18 protein-coding genes are annotated in these 22,066 nt (G+C 64.2%); 6 read left to right on the top strand and 12 right to left on the bottom strand.

All coding sequences use genetic code 11. The features are described from left to right. Positions 1 to 63: 63 nt before the first annotated feature. The 4 genes from PD284_RS08205 to PD284_RS08190 all read right to left on the bottom strand — a co-directional run bounded on the left by PD284_RS08205 (position 64) and on the right by PD284_RS08190 (position 7,255). Positions 64 to 2,379: a putative bifunctional diguanylate cyclase/phosphodiesterase gene (locus PD284_RS08205; RefSeq protein WP_274627721.1), complete on the bottom strand. Its 2,316-nt coding sequence runs from the start codon at positions 2,377 to 2,379 to the stop codon at positions 64 to 66. Between the two features lie 128 nt (positions 2,380 to 2,507). After that, a complete protein-coding gene (locus PD284_RS08200; protein WP_274627720.1) occupies positions 2,508 to 5,987 on the bottom strand; it encodes an indolepyruvate ferredoxin oxidoreductase family protein in 3,480 nt (1,159 codons plus the stop codon). Between the two features lie 136 nt (positions 5,988 to 6,123). Beyond that, entirely contained in the window at positions 6,124 to 6,651 is a 528-nt protein-coding gene (locus PD284_RS08195) for a hypothetical protein (RefSeq protein WP_274627719.1), read from the bottom strand. Beyond that, on the bottom strand, positions 6,638 to 7,255 hold the full coding sequence (locus PD284_RS08190) for a CGNR zinc finger domain-containing protein (protein ID WP_274627718.1): 618 nt from the start codon (positions 7,253 to 7,255) through the stop codon (positions 6,638 to 6,640). The genes PD284_RS08195 and PD284_RS08190 overlap by 14 nt, the downstream gene beginning before the upstream one ends. 95 nt (positions 7,256 to 7,350) lie before the next feature. Between PD284_RS08190 and PD284_RS08185 the strand changes: the two genes are divergently transcribed. The 3 genes from PD284_RS08185 (at position 7,351) to PD284_RS08175 (ending at position 10,773) form a co-directional block, all read left to right on the top strand. Further along, positions 7,351 to 8,256 (top strand): branched-chain amino acid ABC transporter permease, encoded by a 906-nt coding sequence (locus PD284_RS08185; protein ID WP_274627717.1) that lies wholly within the window; start codon positions 7,351 to 7,353, stop codon positions 8,254 to 8,256. 127 nt (positions 8,257 to 8,383) lie between these two features. After that, positions 8,384 to 8,968 carry a TRAP transporter small permease subunit gene (locus PD284_RS08180; protein ID WP_274627716.1) on the top strand — a complete coding sequence of 195 codons (585 nt, stop codon included), beginning with the start codon at positions 8,384 to 8,386 and terminating at the stop codon, positions 8,966 to 8,968. After that, a complete protein-coding gene (locus PD284_RS08175; protein ID WP_274627715.1) occupies positions 8,965 to 10,773 on the top strand; it encodes a TRAP transporter large permease in 1,809 nt (602 codons plus the stop codon). The genes PD284_RS08180 and PD284_RS08175 overlap by 4 nt, the downstream gene beginning before the upstream one ends. Before the next feature lie 120 nt (positions 10,774 to 10,893). On the opposite strand, the gene PD284_RS08170 is transcribed toward PD284_RS08175, so the two are convergent. Beyond that, positions 10,894 to 12,000: a TRAP transporter substrate-binding protein gene (locus tag PD284_RS08170; RefSeq protein ID WP_274627714.1), complete on the bottom strand. Its 1,107-nt coding sequence runs from the start codon at positions 11,998 to 12,000 to the stop codon at positions 10,894 to 10,896. A gap of 172 nt (positions 12,001 to 12,172) precedes the next feature. Further along, complete coding sequence (locus PD284_RS08165; protein WP_274627713.1) at positions 12,173 to 13,279, bottom strand: TRAP transporter substrate-binding protein; 1,107 nt, start codon at positions 13,277 to 13,279, stop codon at positions 12,173 to 12,175. Positions 13,280 to 13,571: 292 nt separating this feature from the next. Between PD284_RS08165 and PD284_RS08160 the strand changes: the two genes are divergently transcribed. Beyond that, positions 13,572 to 14,345: a gamma-glutamyl-gamma-aminobutyrate hydrolase family protein gene (locus PD284_RS08160; protein WP_274627712.1), complete on the top strand. Its 774-nt coding sequence runs from the start codon at positions 13,572 to 13,574 to the stop codon at positions 14,343 to 14,345. On the opposite strand, the gene PD284_RS08155 is transcribed toward PD284_RS08160, so the two are convergent. The 6 genes from PD284_RS08155 to PD284_RS08130 form a co-directional block, all read right to left on the bottom strand. Continuing rightward, positions 14,346 to 14,750 (bottom strand): hypothetical protein, encoded by a 405-nt coding sequence (locus PD284_RS08155; RefSeq protein WP_274627711.1) that lies wholly within the window; start codon positions 14,748 to 14,750, stop codon positions 14,346 to 14,348. Positions 14,751 to 14,826: 76 nt separating this feature from the next. Further along, positions 14,827 to 15,801 (bottom strand): 2-hydroxyacid dehydrogenase, encoded by a 975-nt coding sequence (locus tag PD284_RS08150; protein ID WP_274627710.1) that lies wholly within the window; start codon positions 15,799 to 15,801, stop codon positions 14,827 to 14,829. Between the two features lie 29 nt (positions 15,802 to 15,830). Continuing rightward, positions 15,831 to 16,853: a LacI family DNA-binding transcriptional regulator gene (locus tag PD284_RS08145; RefSeq protein ID WP_274630572.1), complete on the bottom strand. Its 1,023-nt coding sequence runs from the start codon at positions 16,851 to 16,853 to the stop codon at positions 15,831 to 15,833. 68 nt (positions 16,854 to 16,921) lie between these two features. Continuing rightward, the gene (locus PD284_RS08140; RefSeq protein WP_274627709.1) at positions 16,922 to 17,854 is read right to left on the bottom strand and encodes a DMT family transporter; all 933 of its coding nucleotides are present in this window, start codon (positions 17,852 to 17,854) and stop codon (positions 16,922 to 16,924) included. An 86-nt stretch (positions 17,855 to 17,940) separates the two neighbouring features. Further along, a complete protein-coding gene (locus PD284_RS08135) occupies positions 17,941 to 18,411 on the bottom strand; it encodes a MarR family winged helix-turn-helix transcriptional regulator (protein WP_274627708.1) in 471 nt (156 codons plus the stop codon). Positions 18,412 to 18,599: 188 nt separating this feature from the next. Next, complete coding sequence (locus PD284_RS08130; RefSeq protein ID WP_274627707.1) at positions 18,600 to 19,766, bottom strand: fumarylacetoacetate hydrolase family protein; 1,167 nt, start codon at positions 19,764 to 19,766, stop codon at positions 18,600 to 18,602. Between the two features lie 187 nt (positions 19,767 to 19,953). Here PD284_RS08130 and PD284_RS08125 point away from each other — a divergent pair, with 187 nt between their 5' ends. Both PD284_RS08125 and PD284_RS08120 read left to right on the top strand, forming a co-directional pair. Beyond that, the gene (locus PD284_RS08125; protein ID WP_274627706.1) at positions 19,954 to 21,036 is read left to right on the top strand and encodes a CobW family GTP-binding protein; all 1,083 of its coding nucleotides are present in this window, start codon (positions 19,954 to 19,956) and stop codon (positions 21,034 to 21,036) included. Between the two features lie 32 nt (positions 21,037 to 21,068). Further along, positions 21,069 to 22,043, top strand: a complete 975-nt coding sequence (locus PD284_RS08120) for a WD40 repeat domain-containing protein (RefSeq protein WP_274627705.1) — start codon at positions 21,069 to 21,071, stop codon at positions 22,041 to 22,043. The last annotated feature ends 23 nt before the right edge of the window (positions 22,044 to 22,066 follow it).

Raw genomic sequence — 22,066 nt, 5'->3', positions numbered from 1 at the left:
CGCATCTCAGGCAGACAGCTTGTTTGGCCGATCAGTCTCGATGGAGGCGGGAGCCTCAGGACCTTACTTCTTCCGCCGCGCGGCGCTGGCGGAGGTGACGTCCTTGTCGAAATGCCAGACGATCGCCGACATGGTTTCGATGCCCTGCGCGGTGAGCGCCGAGCCGAAGAGAAAGCCCTGGACCAGGTCCGGCTTTACATGCTGGGCGAGAATCTTCAGCTGCTCAAACGTTTCCACGCCCTCGATGGTCACCGAAAGACCGAGCGTGCGCGACAGCGAGACCACGCTCTTCAGCAGCTTGAGCGAGCGGCTGTTCTGGCTGAGATCGAGGACGAAGCTGCGGTCGATCTTGACCTTGTTGAGGGGCAACTTGTGCAGATAGCTCAGGCTGGAGTAGCCGGTGCCGAAATCGTCGAGCGCGATGCAGACGCCGAGCGCTTTCAGCTCCTCGATATAGTGGGCTGTGAGCGCCTTGTCGTCCAGCAGGGCGGTCTCGGTGACTTCCAGCTCCAGCCGTTGCGGCGACAGACCGGAATTCGCCAGTGCGGCGCGAACCCGGTCCACTATGTCGCGGTTGCAGAAGTCCTTTGCAGACAGATTGACCGACACGCTGATTTTGTTCGGCCATTTCGCGCATTCGGCGCAGGCCGAGTTGAGCACGAATGAACTGATGCTCGAAATGACGCCCATCTCCTCGGCGAGAGGCACGAAGACGGAGGGCGAGATCGAGCCGAGTTCAGGGTGATCCCACCGGCACAAGGCCTCGCAGCTGGCGATGCGCATGGAATCCATGTCGATGATCGGCTGGTAGACGACGCGCAATCCGTCAGTTTCGATGGCGTTGCGCAATTCCGCCTTCATCAGCTGGCGGCTGCGGAATTCTTCGTCGAGCGACGTCTCGAACAGCTGCCACGAATTCTTGCCGAACTCCTTGGCCTTGTAGAGGGCAAGGTCAGCTTTCACGATCATCGAGTCGAAATCGGCTTCGCCGGCAACCGTGACGACCGCGCCGCAGCTTGCTTGGATGTGCAGTGCATGGCCGCCGACATCGATCTCGCCCTGCAGACCGGCGAGCAGGACATCCATTCTGGTCGCCAGGTCCTGTTCGTTCTCAATCCGATCGAAATAGAGCACGAATTCGTCGCCACCGAAGCGGCCGATCTTCGTCCGCTCATCCAGCACCTGCGTCAGGCGTTCGCCGACCGCATAGAGCAGGCCGTCACCCACCGGATGACCAAGCGTATCGTTGACGCTCTTGAAGTCGTCCAGATCGAGCAGGACGAGCCCGCACTTGCGATCCTTGTCTCCACCCGACATGGCTTCGACGACCATCTCATGGAAATAGGCGCGGTTCGCGAGCCCCGTCAGGCTGTCGAAACGCGCCATGGTACGGATCTTTTCCTCAGCCTCGACGCGCTTCGTCACCTCCTCGAAGGTGATCACGCCCAGATCCTGGCTGCCCTCGCGCGCCGAGAACTCGTAGTAGGCGCCGTTGTTGAGCGCCACCAGGACCTTGCGGTCCCTGCCTTCGCGCAGGGCGCGGGTCAGCTGCGCCTCGATGTAGCGACAATCCTCCTTCGCCAGCATGCCCGCCGCGACGCCCCTGAGCAGCAACGAGTGAATGCTGCGCCCCAGAAGCGAATCGGCCGACTTGTACATCATCAGCTTGGCCGCCTCGGCATTCGCCACCAGCACGCGCCCGTCCGGACCGAGCATGATGAGGCCGTGGGGCATGGTGTTGAGCGCGCGGTTGAATCGCTGCGCCAGGCGCGTCGCACGCTTCTCTGCCGAAATCGCCGTGAACAGCACGTCGCGGACGGTGTCGGCATAGCGGTGGATGGCAAGCAGGAACGGCAGCGTCAGGAGACCCAAGGTGACATGATAGAAGTCGCCCCGCAGGATGAAGCCTAGGCACAACGGACTCATCAACGCGATGATCAGGATGTTGACCATGCGCGGGGAGCCGTAGTTGCGCCCGGCGATTCCCGTGGCTGTCGCCAGCGAGATACACACGGCCGCGATTTCGGCGAAACTGTCTTCCGCGATCACGATCGCGACCATGCCGAAGACACCGAGGATCGCTCCGTGCATGGAGCCGTAGATTATGTAGTCCTTCTCGCGCTTTCGGGCTTCCTCGAGCGTCAGCCGGACGGACGAGGTGTTGTACTTGCGCATGTGAAGAACGCGCACAACGCCGATCACGACGAGACACAGCACGACGGCCAGATAAGCTAGGTCGCCCGTCTTGGACCAGACCAGCGTGATGAGGGCGATCTGGGCGAAAATGCCGATAGCGAGCGTGAACCCGTCGCGAAACAGCGTTTCAACGAACGGGATGTAGATGTCGTCGGGAAGTTCTTTCGCCCTGAATCTGCTCACGCCAGCGTCCCACCTGGGATACGCAGCATGCCATGCTGGAATTAAGAATTGCTTAGACGACAGCGTCGTTTAGGCGAGAACGGCGAGCGTGGCCAAATGGGACGGGCCCGAGGCAGGCCCGCCGGAGGTCATTCGGCCGCTTCCAACCTCACCGTCTGTCGCGGGCTCGCAAAGCGTTCGAATAGGCGGGCGCGTTCGGCTTGCGCTTTGACGGCCGACGCCTTGCGGACGTGGCCGTAACCCCGGATCAGCATCGGGACCGAGGCCAGGGCGGTTGCAGCCTCCGCCTTTTCCGCAGTCAATGCGCTCCCGATGAGATCGAGGTCGGCTTCGAACTGCGCCAGCTGCCGACGTTCCTCGCGTCGCTCTTCTGTATGTCCAAAGACGTCGAAGATGCTGCCGCGCAGTCCTTTCAGCGCCGCCAGCAGCCTGAACCCCTTCATCATCCACGGCCCGAAGGCCGATTTCCGCGGCTTGCCGCTCGCATCGGTGCGCCCGAGGATGGGCGGAGCCAGATGAAACTCCAGGCGCTCGTAGGTTTCGAAAGCGCCGGCAATCTGCCGCATGAATGATCCGTCCGAGTAGAGCCTGGCGACCTCGTACTCGTCCTTGATCGCCATCAGCTTGAACAGGCTTCGTGCCGCAGCCTCGGTCACTGCAGTGGAGCCCGGCGCGGCATTCTCTTCAGCCGCGCGCAGCCGTACGATTCGGGCGCGGTAACGTTCGGCATAGGCCTTGTTCTGGTAGGCTTCGAGGAAGTCCGCGCGGCGCGCGACGATGTCGTCGAGAGACTTGGCAACACCACGGTCCGCCGCTGCTCCGGACTGCTGCCCGATAAGTTCCTCGACAAGTTTGGGCTCGTATGCGGCGCGACGGCCCCAGCGGAAGGCGGCGATGTTCATGGCGACCGCCTGACCGTTGAGTTCGATCGCCCGCTCGATGGTTTCCGCGGAGAGCGGCAGGCCGCCATGCTGGAAGGCGAAGCCGAGCATGAACATGTTGGCACCCACGGAATTGCCGAAGAGGGCAGTCGCTGCGCGGGTCGAATCGAAGAAGTGGGCCCTGCTTTCGCCCGCCGCCGCACGAATTGCCTTCTTCAAGCGCTCGGTCGGCAGCGAGAAGTCGGCGGTGCGCGCGAAATCGCCCGGCATGACTTCCGCCGTGTTGGCGACGAAGAGAGTGTGGTTCTCGCGTGCCGCCGAAAGCACCTTCTTGTTTCCGGAGACGACGAGATCGCAGCCCAGGATGAGGTCCGCCTTCCCGGCAGAAACGCGAATCGCATTGATATCGTCGGGCGACCGGGCGATCCGCATATGGGTGAACACCGCGCCACCTTTCTGCGCCAGACCCGCCATGTCGATGAGCCCCGCGCCCTTGCCTTCCAGATGGGAGGCCATGCCGAGGATGGCGCCGATCGTCACGACGCCGGTACCGCCGACGCCGTTGAGGATCGCCGACCAGCCGCCGCTGCCCAGCTCGAATGGACTCGGCGTCGGCAGGCCCTCGAGCGGATCGGTCCCTCCCGCAACGCCGGCCGCCTTGCGAAGCTTGGCGCCGTGCACCGTCACGAACGATGGGCAGAAGCCGTTGACGCAGGAAAAGTCCTTGTTGCAGCTCGACTGGTCGATGCGGCGCTTGCGGCCGAATTCGGTCTCGACCGGCTGCACGGAGACGCAGTTGGACTGCACCCCGCAGTCGCCGCAGCCCTCGCAGACCAGTTCGTTGATGATGACCCGCCGGTCCGGGTCGGGGAACGTGCCGCGCTTGCGGCGGCGGCGCTTCTCGGCAGCGCAGGTCTGGTCGTAGATCAGCACGGAGACGCCCTTGACCTCGCGCAGATCGCGCTGCACCCCGTCCATTTCGTCCCGGTGATGGATGGTCGCACCGTTCGGAAACGTAACCTTCCCGGCATACTTTCCCGGCTCGTCGGTGACGATCGCGATGCGGTCGACGCCCTCCGCGCGCACCTGCTGCGCGATCATGTCGACGGTCAGGCCGCCGTCATGGCCTTGTCCGCCTGTCATCGCGACAGCGTCGTTGAAGAGGATCTTGTAGGTGAGGTTGGCGTTGGCGGACAGCGCGAAGCGCAGAGCCAGAACGCCCGAATGGTTGTAGGTGCCGTCGCCGAGGTTCTGGAAAATGTGGTCGCGCGTCGAGAACGGCGCCTGGCCGACCCATTGGGCGCCCTCGCCCCCCATCTGCGTGAAGCCGACGGTCGACCGGTCCATCCACAGCGCCATGAAATGGCAGCCGATCCCGGCCGCCGCAATGGAGCCTTCCGGAACCTTGGTGGACGAATTGTGCGGACAGCCCGAGCAGAAGTACGGCGTGCGGACGCCGACGTCCTTGGTTTCGGTAAGCATGGCCTGGTATTGCTTCAGCCGCGCCACCTTGGCCGCGATCTCTTCCGAGGGGCCGATCACCCTGAGGATGCGTTCGCCGAGCGCGATCGCGATGTCGTTGGGATCGAGCGCTCCTTTTGCCGGGAACAGCCACGCGTCGCGCTCGTCCCGCTTGCCGACGACCACCGGCTGCTCGGCGCGCCCGTAGAGGTTTTCGCGCACCTGTGTCTCGATCAGCGAACGCTTCTCCTCCACCACCACGATCATGTCGAGGCCGCAGGCGAACTCCCTGATGTGCTCGTAGTCCAGCGGCCACGGGCAGCCGACCTTGAACAGACGCACCCCGATCTGGTTGGCGCGGCGCTCGTCGACGCCGATGTCTTCCAGCGCCTGGCGGACGTCCAGATAGCTCTTGCCGACCGTAATGATGCCGAGCTTCGGGCTCTGGCCGCCTGAATAGACGATGCGATTGATGTCGTTGGCGCGGATGAAGGCGGCCATGGCGGGCCTCTTGAACTCATGCAGGCGTTCCTCCTGCCCGAGCATGTTGATCTCATGGCGGATCGACAGACCGCCCAGCGGCATGTCGAATTCCGGCAGCACGATCGAAAGCCGCGACAGGGACGCATCGACCGAAGCCGTCGATTCGATGTTGTCCTTGACGCATTTGATGGCCGTCCACGTGCCGGCGAAGCGCGACAGCGCATAGCCGTAAAGGCCGTAGTCGATCAGTTCCTGCACCCCGGCGGGGTTGAGGATGGGGATCATCGAATCGACGAAATGGAACTCGGTCGCGTGGGCGTTGGTCGACGATTCGGCCATGTGGTCGTCGCCCATCAGCGCCAGAACGCCGCCGTGGGGCGACGAGCCCGCGAGATTGGCGTGGCGGAACACGTCGCCCGCGCGGTCCACGCCGGGTCCTTTTCCATACCAGACGGAGAAGACGCCGTCATATCTGCCGTCGCCCATGAGTTCCGCCTGCTGCGTGCCCCAGCAGGCTGTTGCCGCCAGTTCCTCGTTGAGGCCGGGCTGGAACACGATGTCGGCCGCGGCGAGTTCGGCCTTGGCCTTCCAGAGCTGCATGTCCAGGCCGCCGAGCGGCGAACCGCGATACCCGGAAATGAAGCCGCCCGTTTTCAACCCCGCCAGACGGTCGCGCTCGCGCTGCATGAGCAACATGCGCACCACGGCCTGCGCTCCGGTGACGAAGATCCGCTCTTTCCCAAGGTCGAATTTGTCGGAAAGCGCGACGTCGTGAAGCGTCATCAGCAAGGTCCTCTGCGAAAGTCGCGATTCGACGCGGCTCACGTGCGGGTCAGGAGTACAGTCTTCCCGCCAGCGCAGGGCGCGTCAAACGAAATCGGCGGACGGAGGCCCGTCCGGCCGGGATGCAACGGCGGACTCACTTTGGACACGTCACTCCCCTGCCCTGCGGCAACCTGCCATCGGGGTGACCTGCGAGCTCCGGATTGAGTTCATAGACAGGACCGATAACGAGCGGACGGTCAGGCAGGACGCTCTGATCGAGGTCGGAGGTGATCGTCGTCTCGAGCGCCTGCAGTTGCTGGCCATCCGGCCCGCTGATGACGATGGATGCCGAATACGGTCGGTCCTTCACCACGCACTCGAGCGGCGGGCTCTCGATTGTCACCTTGTCGAGATTGGCCCACACCTTCTGCTCGACCACGATCGGTTCGCCGCCGGCGGGATTTTCGAAGGTGGCGACGGCGACCTGACCCTGCTGAATCGGTTTCAGCGGTCGCAGCGTTACGATGTAGACGGCCGTCGCAACCCGATAATTGAACGAGAACAGCCTGCCGCTGATCTCGAAATAGTCGCCCTTCCCGGCCGATTCGCGGCAACCGCCAAGCGCGACGGCGCCAAGCAGGACGATGCCGAACAACAGCTTTCCGGCCCTATGCGCCGCCATGACCATCCTCCCCTTGCAGCCCCCTGTGCCGTTTGTAGTGCCGCCTCGCCTTCTGCCGGTTGCCGCATACCGCCATGTCGCACCATAGGCGGCTCGAGTTGCGGCTCGAATCGAGAAACAGCCAGCCGCAGTTGCCGCAGATCTTGATCCGGCCGAGCCGTTCGGGCGCTAGCAGCGACAACGCCGATACGGAGAGCGCTGCCTCGAACGCGATCGGCGTCGAAGGATCGCCAAAGGGCCTGCCGGAAAGGCTGAGTTCGTAGCGGTGGGCATCGAGGCCGTCCACGCATGAGGCGAGCATCGCCTGCAACGCGCCGGACGGCATCGACCCTGCGTCGGCGTTCGCGCGCAGCGCGCCGTCGGTCGCTTCCCGGATCGCCAGCACCTTGCCGTGAACGAGCGTCGGATTTGGGGCGGCAAGCCTTCTCCCGCCCAGCTCGGCCGAACGGAAGCTGCTCGCCGCCTCGGCGAACCGCCCGATCTCGGCCGGATCTTCGAATCGGTCGAAACTGCGTGACGCGTCGTGGCGCAGCACGACGGTATTCGCCGTGTCGAGCGCAAGCACGCCGCCGGTGAAGCGATGCGGAGTCCAGATGACCGACATGCAGTGAATTCTAACTAGTGAATCGTATTTGACAAGTTAGATCATCAAGTGCACATTTTTCGCGGCTCGGCAGGTCGCCCAGTCGGATCGGCGCGATGCTCTACTTCCTCCAGCAGGTGATGAACGGTCTGCACAGCGGCGCGCTCTACGCCCTGCTGGCTTTTGGCTACGCGCTGACAAATGGCGTGCTTAAGCGTACGAACCTGGCCTACGGCGCCGTGTTCGCATTCTGTGGCCAGACGGCTATCCTGGTTGCCGTGTTCGGATGGTACGTCCTGTTCCTCACGCTTCCCGCAACCATCGCGCTCGGGACCGCCGCCGCACTGCTCTACGCGGTTCTGGTCAGCGAGGTCCTCTCCAGAAAGGTCTTCGCGCCGCTGGCGAAGAGTTCGCCCAACACCATCGTGACGGCGACGCTTGGCGTCTCGATCGTTCTCATGGAACTGGTCCGAATCGGCGCCGACACGAAAGACTTCTGGCTGCCGCCGATGCTGGCCGCCCCGGTGGTCTTTGCAGCCGCGGACGGTTTCCGTGTCACCCTGACCGTGATCCAGCTGGTCAATTGCGCGCTTATCGCCTCGCTCATCGGCGTCGCTGCCCTGCTCCTCCAAAGGTCCAGCTACGGCCGTCAGTGGCGCGCCGTATGCGACGATTCGGCGGCAGCCGAGCTCTGCGGCGTCGACGCCGACCGCGTTTTCCGTGGCGCCGTCCTCGGCGGCTCGATGGCGGCTGCGGTCGCCGGCATCCTTGCCGCCCTTTACTTCGGGAACATCAGTTTCGGAACGGGCCTGATTTTTGGCCTCAAGGTCCTGTTCGTGACCGCAGTCGGAGGCTATCGCTCGCCTCTGCAGGCGGCAGGAGGCGCCATGATCTTCGGCATCGCGGAAGCGCTGTGGTCCGGCTACTTCGCCATCGAATGGCGCGACGCCGCCATGTTCGCGGGACTGGTCACGCTTCTCGTTCTGCGTCCGAACGAACGCGACGAAACCGAGCGGGCCTGATGTGCCGCTGCGTCTACGTCTGAAGTCGTGTTGACCTTGAGGGCCCCAGCCTTCATACGCTTTTGCAGTCGCGGCTGCCGGAAAAACAGGGGAACCCCGGTAGACAACAGCGAAAGCCGGAGGAACAATGGCAGGGCTCATCGCTCTTTCCAGAGCAATCGATCGTCTTAACGAAATCGTCGGCAAGTGGGTGGCGTGGCTGATCCTGGTCTCGATACTGGTCAGCGCCGGCAACGCAGTCATTCGCAAGACGTTCAACATCTCGTCCAATGCGTGGCTCGAGCTTCAATGGTATCTGTTCGGCGCGGCGTTCCTGCTTGCCGCCGCCTATACGCTGAAGCAGAACGAACACATCCGCATCGACATCGTCTACGGCATGTTCTCCCGGCGTGTTCAGCACTGGATTGACCTGTTCGGCCACGTCTTCTTCCTGATGCCGTTCGTCCTTCTGATGATCTACTACTTCGTCCCCTATGTGAGCCTGTCGTTCCGCTCCGGCGAGGTATCGACCAATGCGGGCGGCCTGATCCTGTGGCCGGCCAAGGCATTGCTGCTGATCGGCTTCACCCTGCTCGGGCTGCAGGGCGTCTCGGAGATCATCAAGAAGATCGCGGTGATGCGCGGGGACATGGAGGACCCCAACCCGTTCGTCTCGGCCCATGAGGCCGCGGAACTCGAAGGCAAGGCGATCGCCGAGGAGGTGCGCCAGTGATCGAGTTCATCGCCCAGAACATGGCGCCGATCATGTTCTTCTCGCTCATCATCTTCATGCTGCTGGGCTATCCGGTGGCGTTTTCGCTGGCCGCCAACGGCCTTCTGTTCTTCTTCATCGGCGTCGAGCTGGCGCCGCTCTCCAACGGCACCATCAGCCTGGACTGGCCGCTGCTCTACGCCCTGCCTGAGCGTTTCTGGGGGGTGATGTCGAACGACACGCTGCTGGCGATCCCCTTCTTCACCTTCATGGGCATCGTGCTCGAACGATCCGGTATGGCCGAGGACCTGCTCGACACGATCGGCCAGCTCTTCGGCCCGATCCGCGGCGGCCTGGCCTATGCCGTGATCATCGTCGGCGCGCTGCTCGCCGCCACGACTGGCGTGGTCGCCGCCTCGGTCATCGCGATGGGGCTGATCTCGCTGCCGATCATGCTTCGCTACGGCTACGACCGGCGCGTCGCCAGCGGCGTCATCGCCGCGTCTGGAACGCTGGCGCAGATCATCCCGCCCTCGCTGGTGCTCATCGTGCTGGCCGACCAGCTCGGTCGCTCCGTCGGCGACATGTATGCGGGAGCGCTGATTCCCGGCCTGGTGCTGACCGGCCTCTACATGAGCTACATCCTGCTGATGAGCTTCTGGAACCGCAACGCCATGCCGGCGCTGCCGCTGGAGGCTCGTACGTTGGGGCATGGCGTCACGTCGCTCGTCGTCGCCCTGGCCGCATGCGCGGCCATCGCCTATGCCGCCCACGTCTATCTGACGCCGACGCAAGGGCCGAACGCCGACATATGGGGCGCAACCGTCGGCATCGTCTTCATCTATATCGTCGCCATCGTCGACAAGGCCCTCAACTTCAACATGATGTCCCGCCTGGCGCAGCAGGTCATCATCGTGCTGATCCCGCCGCTGGCGCTCATCTTCCTGGTGCTCGGCACCATCTTCCTGGGCATCGCGACCCCCACCGAAGGCGGCGCGATGGGCGCCGTCGGCGCGCTGATCATGGCCGCCGCCAAGGGCCGGCTGAACCTCGAGGTGGTCAAGCAGGCGCTGATGTCGACGACGCGGCTCTCGGCCTTCGTCATGTTCATCCTCATCGGGGCCCGTGTGTTCTCGCTCACCTTCTACGGCGTCAACGGCCATCTCTGGGTCGAGCACCTGCTGGTGTCGCTGCCGGGCGGCGAGGTCGGCTTCCTCATCGTCGTGAACATACTGGTCTTTCTGCTGGCCTTCTTCCTCGACTTCTTCGAGCTGGCCTTCATCATCGTGCCGCTGTTGGCCCCCGCCGCCGACAAGCTCGGCATCGACCTGATCTGGTTCGGTGTGCTGCTCGGTATCAACATGCAGACCAGCTTCATGCACCCGCCCTTCGGCTTCGCGCTGTTCTACCTGCGCTCGGTCGCGGCGCGGATACCCTATCTGGACAAGATCACCAAGAAGACGATCCAGCCCGTGACCACCGGCCAGATCTACTGGGGTGCGGTTCCCTTCGTCTGCATCCAGGTGATCATGGTGGGGCTCACCATCGCCTTCCCGCAGATGGTGATGCACTACAAGGGACCCGTCGTGAACCCGGCCGACGTCGAGATCGTCGTGCCGCCGTTCGGCGGCGGCGCTCCGGGCCAGCCCGGCCTGCCTGGCCTCGGCCTGCCGCCTATCGGCGGACAGCCGCCGGCGGAGGGTGGCGGAGCGGCCAACCCGCCCGCCAACGACCTCTCCGCGCCGCCGAGTTTCGGGACCACGGCACCGGCCCAGCCGGCGCCCGCGCCGCAACCGGACCTGTCAAAGCCGCCGAGTTTCAACTGACGGGTCGCCGGTGTGGCCGGCGATCCTCGATGCGCCGGCGCGCGAGAGACTTCGCTTGAAAAGGACAAGGGCGTATTGCGCCCTTGTCTTCTTTCGTCGGGATACCCCTCCGGGCGTTCGCTACAGCTTTCCCGCCCGCTGCTGGATCATCATGAAGGTGTCGAAGGTGTATTCCGAGATCTGTGCCCACAGATAGGCGTCCTTGCGAAACTCCACCTGGCTGTCGAACACCTTCTTGAACCCCGGGTTCGACGCCGAGATTTCGGCATAGGTCGAATTGGCGGCATCGAAGCAGGCCGACAGGATCTCCTGGCTGAATGGCCTGAGCTGCGCGCCGCCAGCCACCAGCCGCTTCACCGCCCCCGGGTTCTTGTGGTCGTAGCTCGCCATCATGTCGCAATTCGCCGCCTCGCAGGCAGACCGCAGGGCCGCCTGGTAGTGCTTCGGCAACTCGTTCCACTTCGACAGGTTGATGAGCGTGTGCAGCGTCGGGCCACCCTCCCAGAAGCCGGGATAGTAATAGTATTTGGCGACCTTGTAGAAGCCGAGCTTCTCGTCGTCATACGGGCCAACCCATTCGGCGGCGTCGATCGTGCCCTTCTCGAGCGCCGGATAGATGTCGCCGCCGGCGATCTGCTGCGGAACCAGGCCGAGCTTTTCCATGACCTTGCCGGCGAAGCCGCCGATGCGCATCTTCAGGCCCTTGAGGTCGTCGACCGTGTTGATCTCCTTGCGGTACCAGCCGCCCATCTGCGCCCCTGTGTTGCCCGCGGCCAGCCCGAACAGGTTCTGCGTCGCATAGAACTCATTCAGCAGGTCGTTGCCGCCGCCATAATAGAGCCAGGCGTTCATCTGCCTGTCGTTGAACATGAATGGCACGGCGGTGGCGAGCGCGTAGGTCGGGTCCTTGCCCCAGAAGTAGTAGGAGGCGGTGTGGCAGCACTCCACGGTTCCGGCCGAGACCGCATCTGCCGCCTGCAGGCCGGGCACGATCTCCCCCGCTGCGAATGTCTGGATGTCGAAATTTCCGTCGGTCGATTCGCGGACGTAGTCCGCCATGGTGTCCGCCGCACCGAAGATGGTGTCGAGCGCCTTGGGGAACGACGACGTGCAGCGCCAACTGACCTTCGGCATGGACTGAGCTATTGCGGGTGCGCTCAATGTCGCTCCTGTAGCGACACCGACGCTGGCCCATCCGGCTTTCCTGATGAATTTGCGGCGATCCATGGTTTCCTCCGGTTCTGGATCAATCGCACCGGGGCCGATTATTTTGACTCACCGGCGCCACCGAAGAATACACGCCTGCGACATTTCGTCCACGACTGTCGGCAAACCGGATTTCAGAATCAAAACGGCCCCGAAATCCGGGGCCGTTTCTTGCAGCGCATGTATGAAATAGTTAGAGCTTTCCGGCGCGCTGCTGGATCATCATGAAGGTGTCGTAGTTGTATTCGGCCACCTGCGCATTGAGGAAGTAGTCCTTGCGGAACGCGGTGATCGAATCCCAGATCTTCTTGAAGCCGGGGTTCGAGCCGGTCATCTCGGTATAGACCTCGTTGGACTTGTCGAAGCAGGCTGACAGGATCTCCTGGCTGAACGGGCGCAGTTGCGCGCCGTTGGCGACCAGGCTCTTGATGGCGCCGGTGTTCTTGTAGTCGTACTTGGCCAGCATGTCGCCGTCGGTCGCCTGAGCAGCCGTGCGGACCAGCGACTTGTAGTTGGCCGGAAGCTCTTCGAACTTCGCCTTGTTGAACATCAGGTGGACGGTCGGCCCGCCTTCCCACCAGCCGGGGTAGTAGTAGAACGGCGCGACCTTCTGAAAGCCCAGCTTTTCGTCGTCATAAGGTCCTACCCATTCGGCAGCGTCGATCGTGCCTTTCTCGAGGGCCGGATAGATGTCGCCGCCCGCAAGCTGCTGCGGCACGACGCCGAGCTTCTCCAGCACCTTGCCGGCGAAGCCGCCGACGCGCATCTTGAGGCCGGAAAGGTCGGCCACGGTGTTGATTTCCTTGCGGAACCAGCCACCCATCTGCACGCCGGTGTTTCCGCCCGGGAAGCCGACGAGGCCCTGACCGCCCAGGAACTCGTTGTAGAGGTCGATGCCGCCGCCGTGATAGAGCCATGCATTCATGCCGCGCGCGTTGAGCGCGAAAGGAACGGCCGCGCCCAGCGCCCACGTGGGATCCTTGCCCCAGTAATAGTAACCCACCGTGTGGCAGGCCTCGACGGTGCCGGCAGTGGTGGCGTCGGCCGCCTGCAATCCGGGAACGATCTCACCAGCGGCGAAAACCTGCACGGTGAAATTGCCGTCGGTCGCTTCCGAAAGCATCTTCGAGAACACCTCGGCGCCGCCATAGATGGTGTCGAGCGATTTCGGGAAAGACGAGGCAAGACGCCAGGTCACCTTCGGGTTGGACTGGGCAATGGCCGGTGCGGCTAGCGCGGTGGCGGCGGCAGCGCCGACGCCGGTCGCGCCGGCCTTCCGGATGAATGAGCGACGATCCATTAATTTCCTCCTTGCTGGATCAATTCGGCCGCTGGCCCTTCGCAGACTTCGAGTTTGGCCGGGACGAAGCGGCACCATAACGTGCGATGGTTCCCTGTCCAGCCAGAGACCGATGACGAATCGCTATTTCTTCCCGATAGTTAGCTTTCCGCAAGCATGTCTCAGACTATAGTTGTAGGCTGTGCTTGTGGACCGCATGATTTCGGCAGCTTCCCCGTTGGAAAAGCCGCGGCGAAGCCTTAGATTTGGCGTCCAGCCGCTGCGCGCGCGGCCATTTCAGGCAAGGTATTCGATGTCACAGCCTCTCGTTGCCGTCTCCACCGACGTGAAGGAATTCGAGAACTACACGTGGCACGCGGCGCCGCGTCAGTATCTCGAGGCCGCCATCTCCGGCGCAGGGGTGCTGCCGCTGCTGGTGCCCTCCTTTGGCGAGCGGCTGGACCTGGATGGCTTGCTGAAGCGGGTGGACGGCGTCATGGTCACCGGCTCGAAGTCAAATGTTCATCCCTCGCTCTATGGCGGCGAGGCCTCCGAGGCCAACGGCCCCTACGATCCGCTCCGCGATTCGACGACCTTGCCGCTGATCCGCAAGGCGATCGAGCGCGGCGTGCCGCTGCTCGCCATCTGCCGCGGTATCCAGGAGCTCAACGTAGCGCTCGGCGGCACGCTGGCGACGGAGATCCAGGAGCGAGAAGGCGTCATGGACCATCGTGCGCCGGAAAGCGACAAGCAGGACGAGCGCTTCGCCATCCGTCAGGCGGTCACCATCAAGCCGGGCAGCTGCCTGGCCGGCGTGTTCGGGGCCGGCGACATCATGATCAACTCCGTGCACCGCCAGGCCATCGACCGGCTCGGCCCGAGGCTGCAGGTCGAGGCGGTGGCTGAAGACGGCACCATCGAGGCCGTTTCGGTGAAGGACGCCCGCGCTTTCGCCGTCGGCGTGCAGTGGCACCCTGAATACTGGGTCAAGTCGGACGGCAATTCGCTTAAGATTTTCCAGGCGTTCGGCGCCGCGGCCCGGGCGCGCGCGCAAGGCAGGGGCGTGCTCGCGCAGGCTGCCGAATAGCTACTCGATTTCCGTGAGCGTGATCAGCGCTTCGCGCGGCGCGAAGGATTCGTAGGCGACACCGTCAGCCACCGAGAACGCGACGAGCGCTTCGCCGTCCCTCGCCTCGAATTCGACGGATCCGTCGGACCGCTCGCGCCAGACTGCGGCGCGCGTCACGCCGGGCAGTACCTGCTCGCAGCCGGGCTCAGGCTCCAGCACCGCGACGCCGCCGTGGCCGCGCGATTTGGCGACGTTGCAGGAGGTCTGCGCCTTCACCGACGACATGCGGTAAGTGGCGGGCGATAGCCCAGCCGGATCGAGCACTGCCTCGCCCGCGGTCGTGTTACCGTCCGTTGCCGAAGCGACGACCCAGAGCACGGCCATCGATCCAGCAATCATTCCCAATGTAGAAACTGCACGCATTGGCTGGCTCCAAACACGCCAAATGTGTGCAAAACATGGTTAACACTTGGTTGCCCCGCGTAGCGCGAGGCCGGTGTCATGCCCCGGCAGTCACCTTTGCCGTCTCCGGCACCGGCGTCACCGCCTTCTTCTCGGTGAACCAGGAAACGAGATTGTCGACGCAGAGATCCGCCATGGCGCGCCTCGTATGGACCGACGCCGATCCGACATGGGGCAGCAGCGAGGCGTTGGGCGCTTCGAGCAGGCTCTGCGGGACGCGCGGCTCGTCGGCGAACACGTCGAGGCCCGCAGCGGCAATCGTGCCGTCGCGCAGTGCCTTGGCCAGCGCCTCCTCATCCACCGTGCTGCCGCGTCCGATGTTGACGAAGACGCCGTTCGATCCCAGCGCCCCGAGGATTTCGGCGTTGACCGCCTTCGCCGTCGACGGGGTGCCGGGCGCAACCGAGATCAGCGTATCGACCGATTCGGCAAGGCTCTCCAGCGTCGGATGGTAAGGATAGGAAACACCTTCGACCTTGCTGCGGTTGTGGTACTCGACCGGCAGCCCGAACGCCTCCAGCCGGCGAGCAATCGCAAGGCCGATGCGGCCCATGCCGAAGATGCCGGCCCGGCGGCCGCGTAGAGTCAGTCCGGTCAGCGGATAGTTGCCGTCCTTCACCCAGCGCCCCTGACGAAGCCAGTTCTCGGCCGCAGGCAATTCCCGCACCGTATTGAGCAGCAGGCCGAGAGCGGTGTCGGCGACCTCTTCGGTCAAGACGTCCGGCGTGTTTGTCACCATGACCTTCTTCGTCGAGGCATGCCGTGCGTCGACCGCATCGTAGCCCACACCGTAATTGGCGATGATCTCGAGCTTCGGCAGCGCGTCGATCAGTCCCGCGTCTGCGCCCGCCATGGAGGCGATGCCGCGCACCCTGGCGGCGATCTCCGGCGTCACCAGAGAGGCAGACGGCCGCTCGATGCGGACGATCTCGAATTCCGCCTCGACGCGCTTGACGGCGTGATCGTTGAGGTTGCCCGGCACGAGAATGGCGATCGACTTGGTCTTGGACATGTGTGGCGATCCGATCGGTTGGGAAAAACTCAGCTCCGCTCGACCGGGCGTCCGGTCGATTGGCGGATGTGAAGTTCGGGACGGATAAGCTCCAGCGTGGTCTTCACCGCGGCGCCGCTCAGGCGATCGAGCAGGATGCGGGCGGCACGCCGTCCGACCTCGCGCTGGCCGTTCCAGACCGTGGTCAGCGCCGGCGTCGCGATGGCCGCCTCCTCGAGGTCGTCATAGCCTGTCACCGATATGTGCGATCCCGGCTGCAGGCCGGCGCGGGCGATGCCGTTCATGAGGCCGATGGCGACCAGGTCGTTCCAGCAGACGGCCGCCGTCGGCTTGTCCTTCAACGCCAGGAACTGGCTGGCGATCTCGAACCCGGCCTGCTTGGTGCGTGGGCCCGGCAGCCGCCAGCCGGGCTTCAGTTCCAGGCCCGCCGCCTCCATGGCGTTGACATAGCCCTGGTAGCGGTCGCGCCCGGTCGAGGTCTGGTCGGTGCCGCCGATCATCACGATGCGGCGGTGGCCCAGCGAAATAAGGTGGTTGGTGGCGAGCGCGATGCCATAGGCGTCGTCGCCGCGGAAGGCCGGCACATCTGCTCCCTCAACCGAGCGCGCCACGAGCACCGCCGGCAAGCCGTTCTGCTCCGCCACCATGATGTCTTCCGGCGGCGTGCCGATGGCCGGCGACATGATGACCCCGTCGGCGCCGAGCTGAAGCAGCGTGTCGATGAAGTTCCGCTGCTTCTCCAGTTCGTCATAGTGATTGGAGAGGATGAAGGTTTGCCGGCTGCGGTCGAGCTCCATCTCGATGGAGCGCAGGATCTCGGCATAGAAGGGATTCATGATGTCGTGCACGACGACGCCGACGATGCCGGATCGCGAGGTTCGCAGGCTGGCCGCGCGGCGGTTGTAGATATAGCCGATCGCGCGGGCGTGCTCCTTGATCCTGTCGCGCGTCGTCTCCGCGACCAGCGGGCTGTCGCGCAACGCGAGCGATACGGTCGCGGTCGACACGCCGAGCGCATCTGCAATCGTCGAAAGCTTGATCTTCTGCGCCAGACCCCATCCTCCCGGCCCAACTGATTTAAACTGTTTAAATCGGGCTTATGCCATCGATCCCCGGCATGTCAAAGCCCTTTTGCGATCGTTTCATCCTCGGCGTTCGGCAGCGAGCGATCGCGCAGGCGCAGCCTATGCTCGCGGTGCAGGATATAGAGACCGCTACTGACGATGATGCCCGCGCCGACCAGGGTCCATGCATCTGGAAGCTGGTCGAAAATGAGATAGCCGAGGGCGGTCATCCAGACGATCTGCACATAGGGATAGGGCGCCAGAGCGGTCGCCGTCGCCTGCTGGTACGCCTTGATGAGCAGCAGGTGGCCGAAGCCGCCGAGGAAGCCGAGACCGACCAGGATGACCCAGTGGAGAACGTCCGGTGGCAGTGACGCCGTGAATGGAACGGCCGGCGCCATCAGCACGGCAGGCGCCAGCGCAGAGTAGAAGATCAGGCTTTGCGCCGTTTCCCTGGCGCCCAGTTGCCGGGTCATGATGACATAGAAGCTGTAGCACAGCGTCGCGGTGAGCGCGTAGACGTGTCCGATCTCGAACGACTGCAGGCCGGGCCGAGTGACGACCAGCACGCCGACAAAGCCGACCAGCACGGCAACCCAGCGTCGCCAGCCCGCCCACTCACCCAGCAGCGGCCCGGCAAGCGCCGTGATGACCATCGGCGCGAAGAACGCAATCGACTGCGTCTCGGCCAGTTGCAGCGTCTTCAGGGCGAAAAAGTTGAAGAAGGTCGAGCCGAACAGGAAGACGCCGCGCAATATCTGCGCCGGCAGCGACCTGAAGCGGAAGATGGCCGGGTCAGCCCAGCCTCTGAAAAGGAGGAAGACCACGCCCACATGTACGGCGAAGCGGACCCAGGACACGAATGGGGCCGACATTCCCGACATGACCATGAATTTGGCGCTGGCGTCGAGCAGGGAGAACAGGATCCCCGACGTGAAGACGAGCAGGATCGCCGAAACCGGCGTGGCTCTTTCCGATGGCTTGTTCAACGGTCTCTGAAGTTCTTGCAGGCGGCAACCAACCTGCTCTTGGACCACGTTGCACCGCGCCGCAACCCCAATCAACGCGTGGCCGGCTATTCCTCGGTGTCGCCCTCGTCCTCGATCACCGCCGCGCCGTTGATCGAAAGGTTGCCTTCCACGCGCGCCAGCAGCTTTGCGAGGGTTTTTTGCTCTTTTTTGTCCAGTCCCTTGAGAGCCTGTTTCTCGGTCTTGCGCACCGACTTCTCGATTGCGCGGATGGCTTCCCGGCCGCGCTCGGTGAGATATATGTGCGCCTGCCGCGCATCCTGCTCGGAAGCGCGCTTGTCGAGCACGCCCTGCGCCTGAAGCCGGTTGATGGTCTTGGTGATCGTCGGCGGACGTACGCCCAGCTTGGTGGCCAACTGGCCGGGGGTCTGGCCATCCGCATGCGACAGCGTCAGCATGATCTGGTCCTGGCCGGCATAGAAACCGTGATCGAGCAGCCGTGCCGCCAGCGCCGTGCGTGACAGCCGTGCTGCCGCGTGCAGCCTGTTCATCGTCGCGCTTCGATCCGTTTTCGCCATCGGCATCCCCTCGACCTGCGGATCGGCCAATCCGGCAAATCATCTGGTCCCAACTGGACTCAGGGATAATTTTTGCCGGCAATCAGCCTGACGTCGTCCGGCTAATGGCAGAGCATTGTAACAGCTAGATGACAAATGCGGCAGTAGTGAAGAACGGCGTTTCCACCGTCTTCACCATTGGGCGAGGGTCAGCGCAGAAGGCCCCGTCCGGCCAGGTTCTCCATCAGCGCCCGCGTGCCAAAGACCCAGGGATCGATGACGTCGCAGCGATCGACGACATTGATCAGCGCGCCGAGCTTCGGGGAGGAGATCCTCACCTCGTCGCCGATCTCGTGGGTAAAGCCCTGGCCTGGCGCGTGCCTGTCCTTCACCGGTGCGAACATCGTGCCCAGGAAGAGCATGAACCCGTCGGGGTACTGGTGGCTCTTGCCGATCGTCTGGCGCACGATCTCCGCCGGCGGCCGCGATATCGTGCTCATCAGGCTCTCGCCTTCGAGGGTAAAGCCGTCCTGTCCGATGATCTGCAGCGAAACCGCGGCGGCCTCCACATCGGCAAGCCCGAAGCCTGCATCGAACAGTCGGATGAACGGGCCGATGGCGCAGGCGCCATTGTTGTCCTTGGCCTTGCCGAGCAGCAGCGCGGAACGGCCCTCGACGTCGCGCAGGTTGACGTCGTTGCCGAGCGCCGCGCCGCGGATCTCGCCGCGCGAATTGACCGCCAGCACGACTTCCGGCTCGGGATTGTTCCAGCTCGACATGGCGTTGACGCCGACCCTCGCCCCGCAGCCGACCGAGGACATGGGCTGCGCCTTGGTGAAGACCTCGGCATCCGGGCCGATGCCCACTTCGAGATATTGCGACCAGAGCCCGCGTTCCTGCAGCAGCGCTTTCACCTTCGCCGCCTTTTCCGAGCCGGGCTCGACGCCGCGCAGGCTTTCGCCCACCACCGGGGCGAGTTCGCGACGGATGGCTTCCGCCCGCTCTGGCTCGCCCTTGGCGCGCTCCTCGATGACGCGCTCCAGCATGCTGCCTGCAAATGTGACGCCCGCCGCCTTGACCGCCTGCAGGTCGCACGGCGCCAGCAGCTGACCTGCAGAGCCCTTGTCGAAACCGCCACTCAGGAAATCGTCGAGCCCACCGAGGGTCGGCAGCCTGCCGATGTCGCCGATGGCGTCCGGCGCCAGTTCGAGCAGACCGGACATCGTGGGGGCAATCGGCGACAGGTCGCGCAGGACATTCCGGTCAAGCACGACGGGACATGGTCCGCCGCGTTCATTGGACCAGACCCGGCCGACGAGTTGACCGGGGCCATCCGTAGGCAGGATATCGGTGGCGGCAAGACGCAGTTCGGTCACGCATTCCTCCCAGTCTGGCGCTCGACAGCACGGCCTCCCCGGAATAGCGGCTGGCGTCGGTGACCTCAAGATACCGCCTGCTATGCCATGGTCACATCGGCCAGTGCCTCGGGGCGGCGAGAGACCCCGTGCAATCGGCGTCGAAGCCCCCTATATGGAGGCAACTTCCCATTCGAGATCGGAACCCATGGCCGACGCTTCAGTGCACCAAATCCCCGTAACCGTGCTGACCGGCTATCTCGGCGCGGGCAAGACCACCCTGCTCAATCGCATCCTGTCCGAGAACCACGGCAAGCGCTATGCGGTGATCGTCAATGAGTTTGGCGAGATCGGCATCGACAACGACCTCATCGTCGAATCCGACGAGGAGATCTACGAGATGAACAATGGTTGCGTCTGCTGCACGGTGCGCGGCGACCTCATCCGCGTCGTGGAAGGCCTGATGCGCCGTCCGGGTCGCTTCGACGCGATCGTGGTGGAAACGACGGGCCTTGCCGACCCCGTGCCGGTCGCCCAGACCTTCTTCATGGACGACGACGTGCGCTCCAAGACCAAGCTCGACGCTGTCGTGGCGCTGGTCGATGCCAAGCACCTGCCGCTTCGCTTGAAGGATTCCCGGGAAGCCGAGGACCAGATCGCCTTCGCCGACGTGGTCGTGCTCAACAAGACCGACCTCGTGACGCCGGAAGAACTCGCCCAGGTCGAGGCCACCGTCCGCGCCATCAACCCGACCGCAAAGATCCATCGGACGCAGCGCTCCGGCGTCGCCCTGTCGGAAGTGCTCGACCGTGGCGCCTTCGACCTGTCGCGGGCGCTGGAGAACGATCCGCACTTCCTGGATGCCGACGATCATCATGACGATCACGACCATGCGTGCGGGCCGGACTGCGACCACGATCACCACCACGATCATCATCATCACCATCATGACCACGACCACCATCACCATGACGACGTGGCGGCGATCCACGACGTGACAGTGCGTTCCGTGTCGCTGCGAGGCGGCGAAATGGATCCGAAGAAGTTCTTCCCCTGGATCGAGAAGATAACCCAGATGCAGGGGCCCAACATCCTGCGCCTGAAGGGCATCATCGCCATCAAGGACGATCCGGACCGTTACGTGCTGCAGGGCGTCCACATGATCATCGAAGGCGACCACCAGCGTGCGTGGAAGGACGGCGAGAAGCACGAGAGCCGCCTGGTCTTCATCGGCCGCGATCTGGACGAGACCAAGCTGCGCCAGAGCTTCGAGGCTTGCCAGGCGGCTTGACCAATCGGCATCCTCAGAGCTAGCAGCCAGCCATGCCCACAGTCGCCCCTCTCGACCTCGACGGTCACTGCCTCGCCGCAGGCTTCCTCGGCGAGGTTCCCTTCTTCTGCTTGGCCGATGGAACCATCCATCGGCTCGATCACGGCCACAAATCCGAAACCGCGCATGACGGGCTGCTCGCCGCCGACTTCGACGCCGCCGCCGGCCGGCTGATCACCGGCGGCGAGGACGGCAAGGTCGTCTCCACCAAGGCCGACGGCACATCTGAAACGCTGGCCGAGGCCGGCAGGAAATGGGTGACCAGCGTCGCCGGCGGGCCGCAGGGCTCCGTCGCCTACGCGGTCGGGCGCTCAGCCTTCTGCCGCCTGCCGGACGGGACGATCAAGGAATTCCAGCATCCGCGCTCGGTGGAAGGCCTCGCCTTCTCGCCCAAGGGCCTGCGCTTCGCGGTCGCGCGATACAACGGCGCGACACTGCATTTCCCCGCCGCCGCCGGCAAGCCGGCCGAGCTAGAATGGGCGGGCGCGCATACCGGCGTCACCTTTTCGCCCGACGGCGCGTTCCTGGTCACCACCATGCAGGAGAACGCGCTGCACGGATGGAAGCTCGCGGACGGAAAGCACATGCGCATGTCCGGCTATCCGGCCAAGGTGAAAAGCCTTTCGTGGAGCGCCAAGGGCAAGTGGCTGGCGAGCTCGGGCGCGCCGGCAGCGATCGTGTGGCCCTTCACCGGCAAGGACGGCCCGATGGGCAAGGCCCCGCTGGAGCTCGGCACCCGCGGCAACATGATGGTGACGTCGGTCGCCTGCCACCCGACGGAAGAGGTCGCGGCGATCGGCTATGCCGACGGCATGGTGCTCGCCGCCCGCTTCGCCGACCAGAAGGAGGTGCTGCTGCGCCGTCCCGGCAAGGGCGCCATCACTTCCATGGCATGGGACAACGAGGGTCGCCGCATTTCCTTCGGCAGCGAGGCGGGTGACTGCGGCGTGGTGGACGTGGCTGGGTAAGACGTCGGTCCGTCAAAGGCGAA

This window comes from Mesorhizobium shangrilense, assembly GCF_028826155.1.
Lineage (GTDB): Bacteria > Pseudomonadota > Alphaproteobacteria > Rhizobiales > Rhizobiaceae > Arvimicrobium > Arvimicrobium flavum.
The sequence above is the reverse complement of the archived record's forward strand: the minus strand, read 5'-3'. Positions and strand labels throughout refer to the sequence as shown.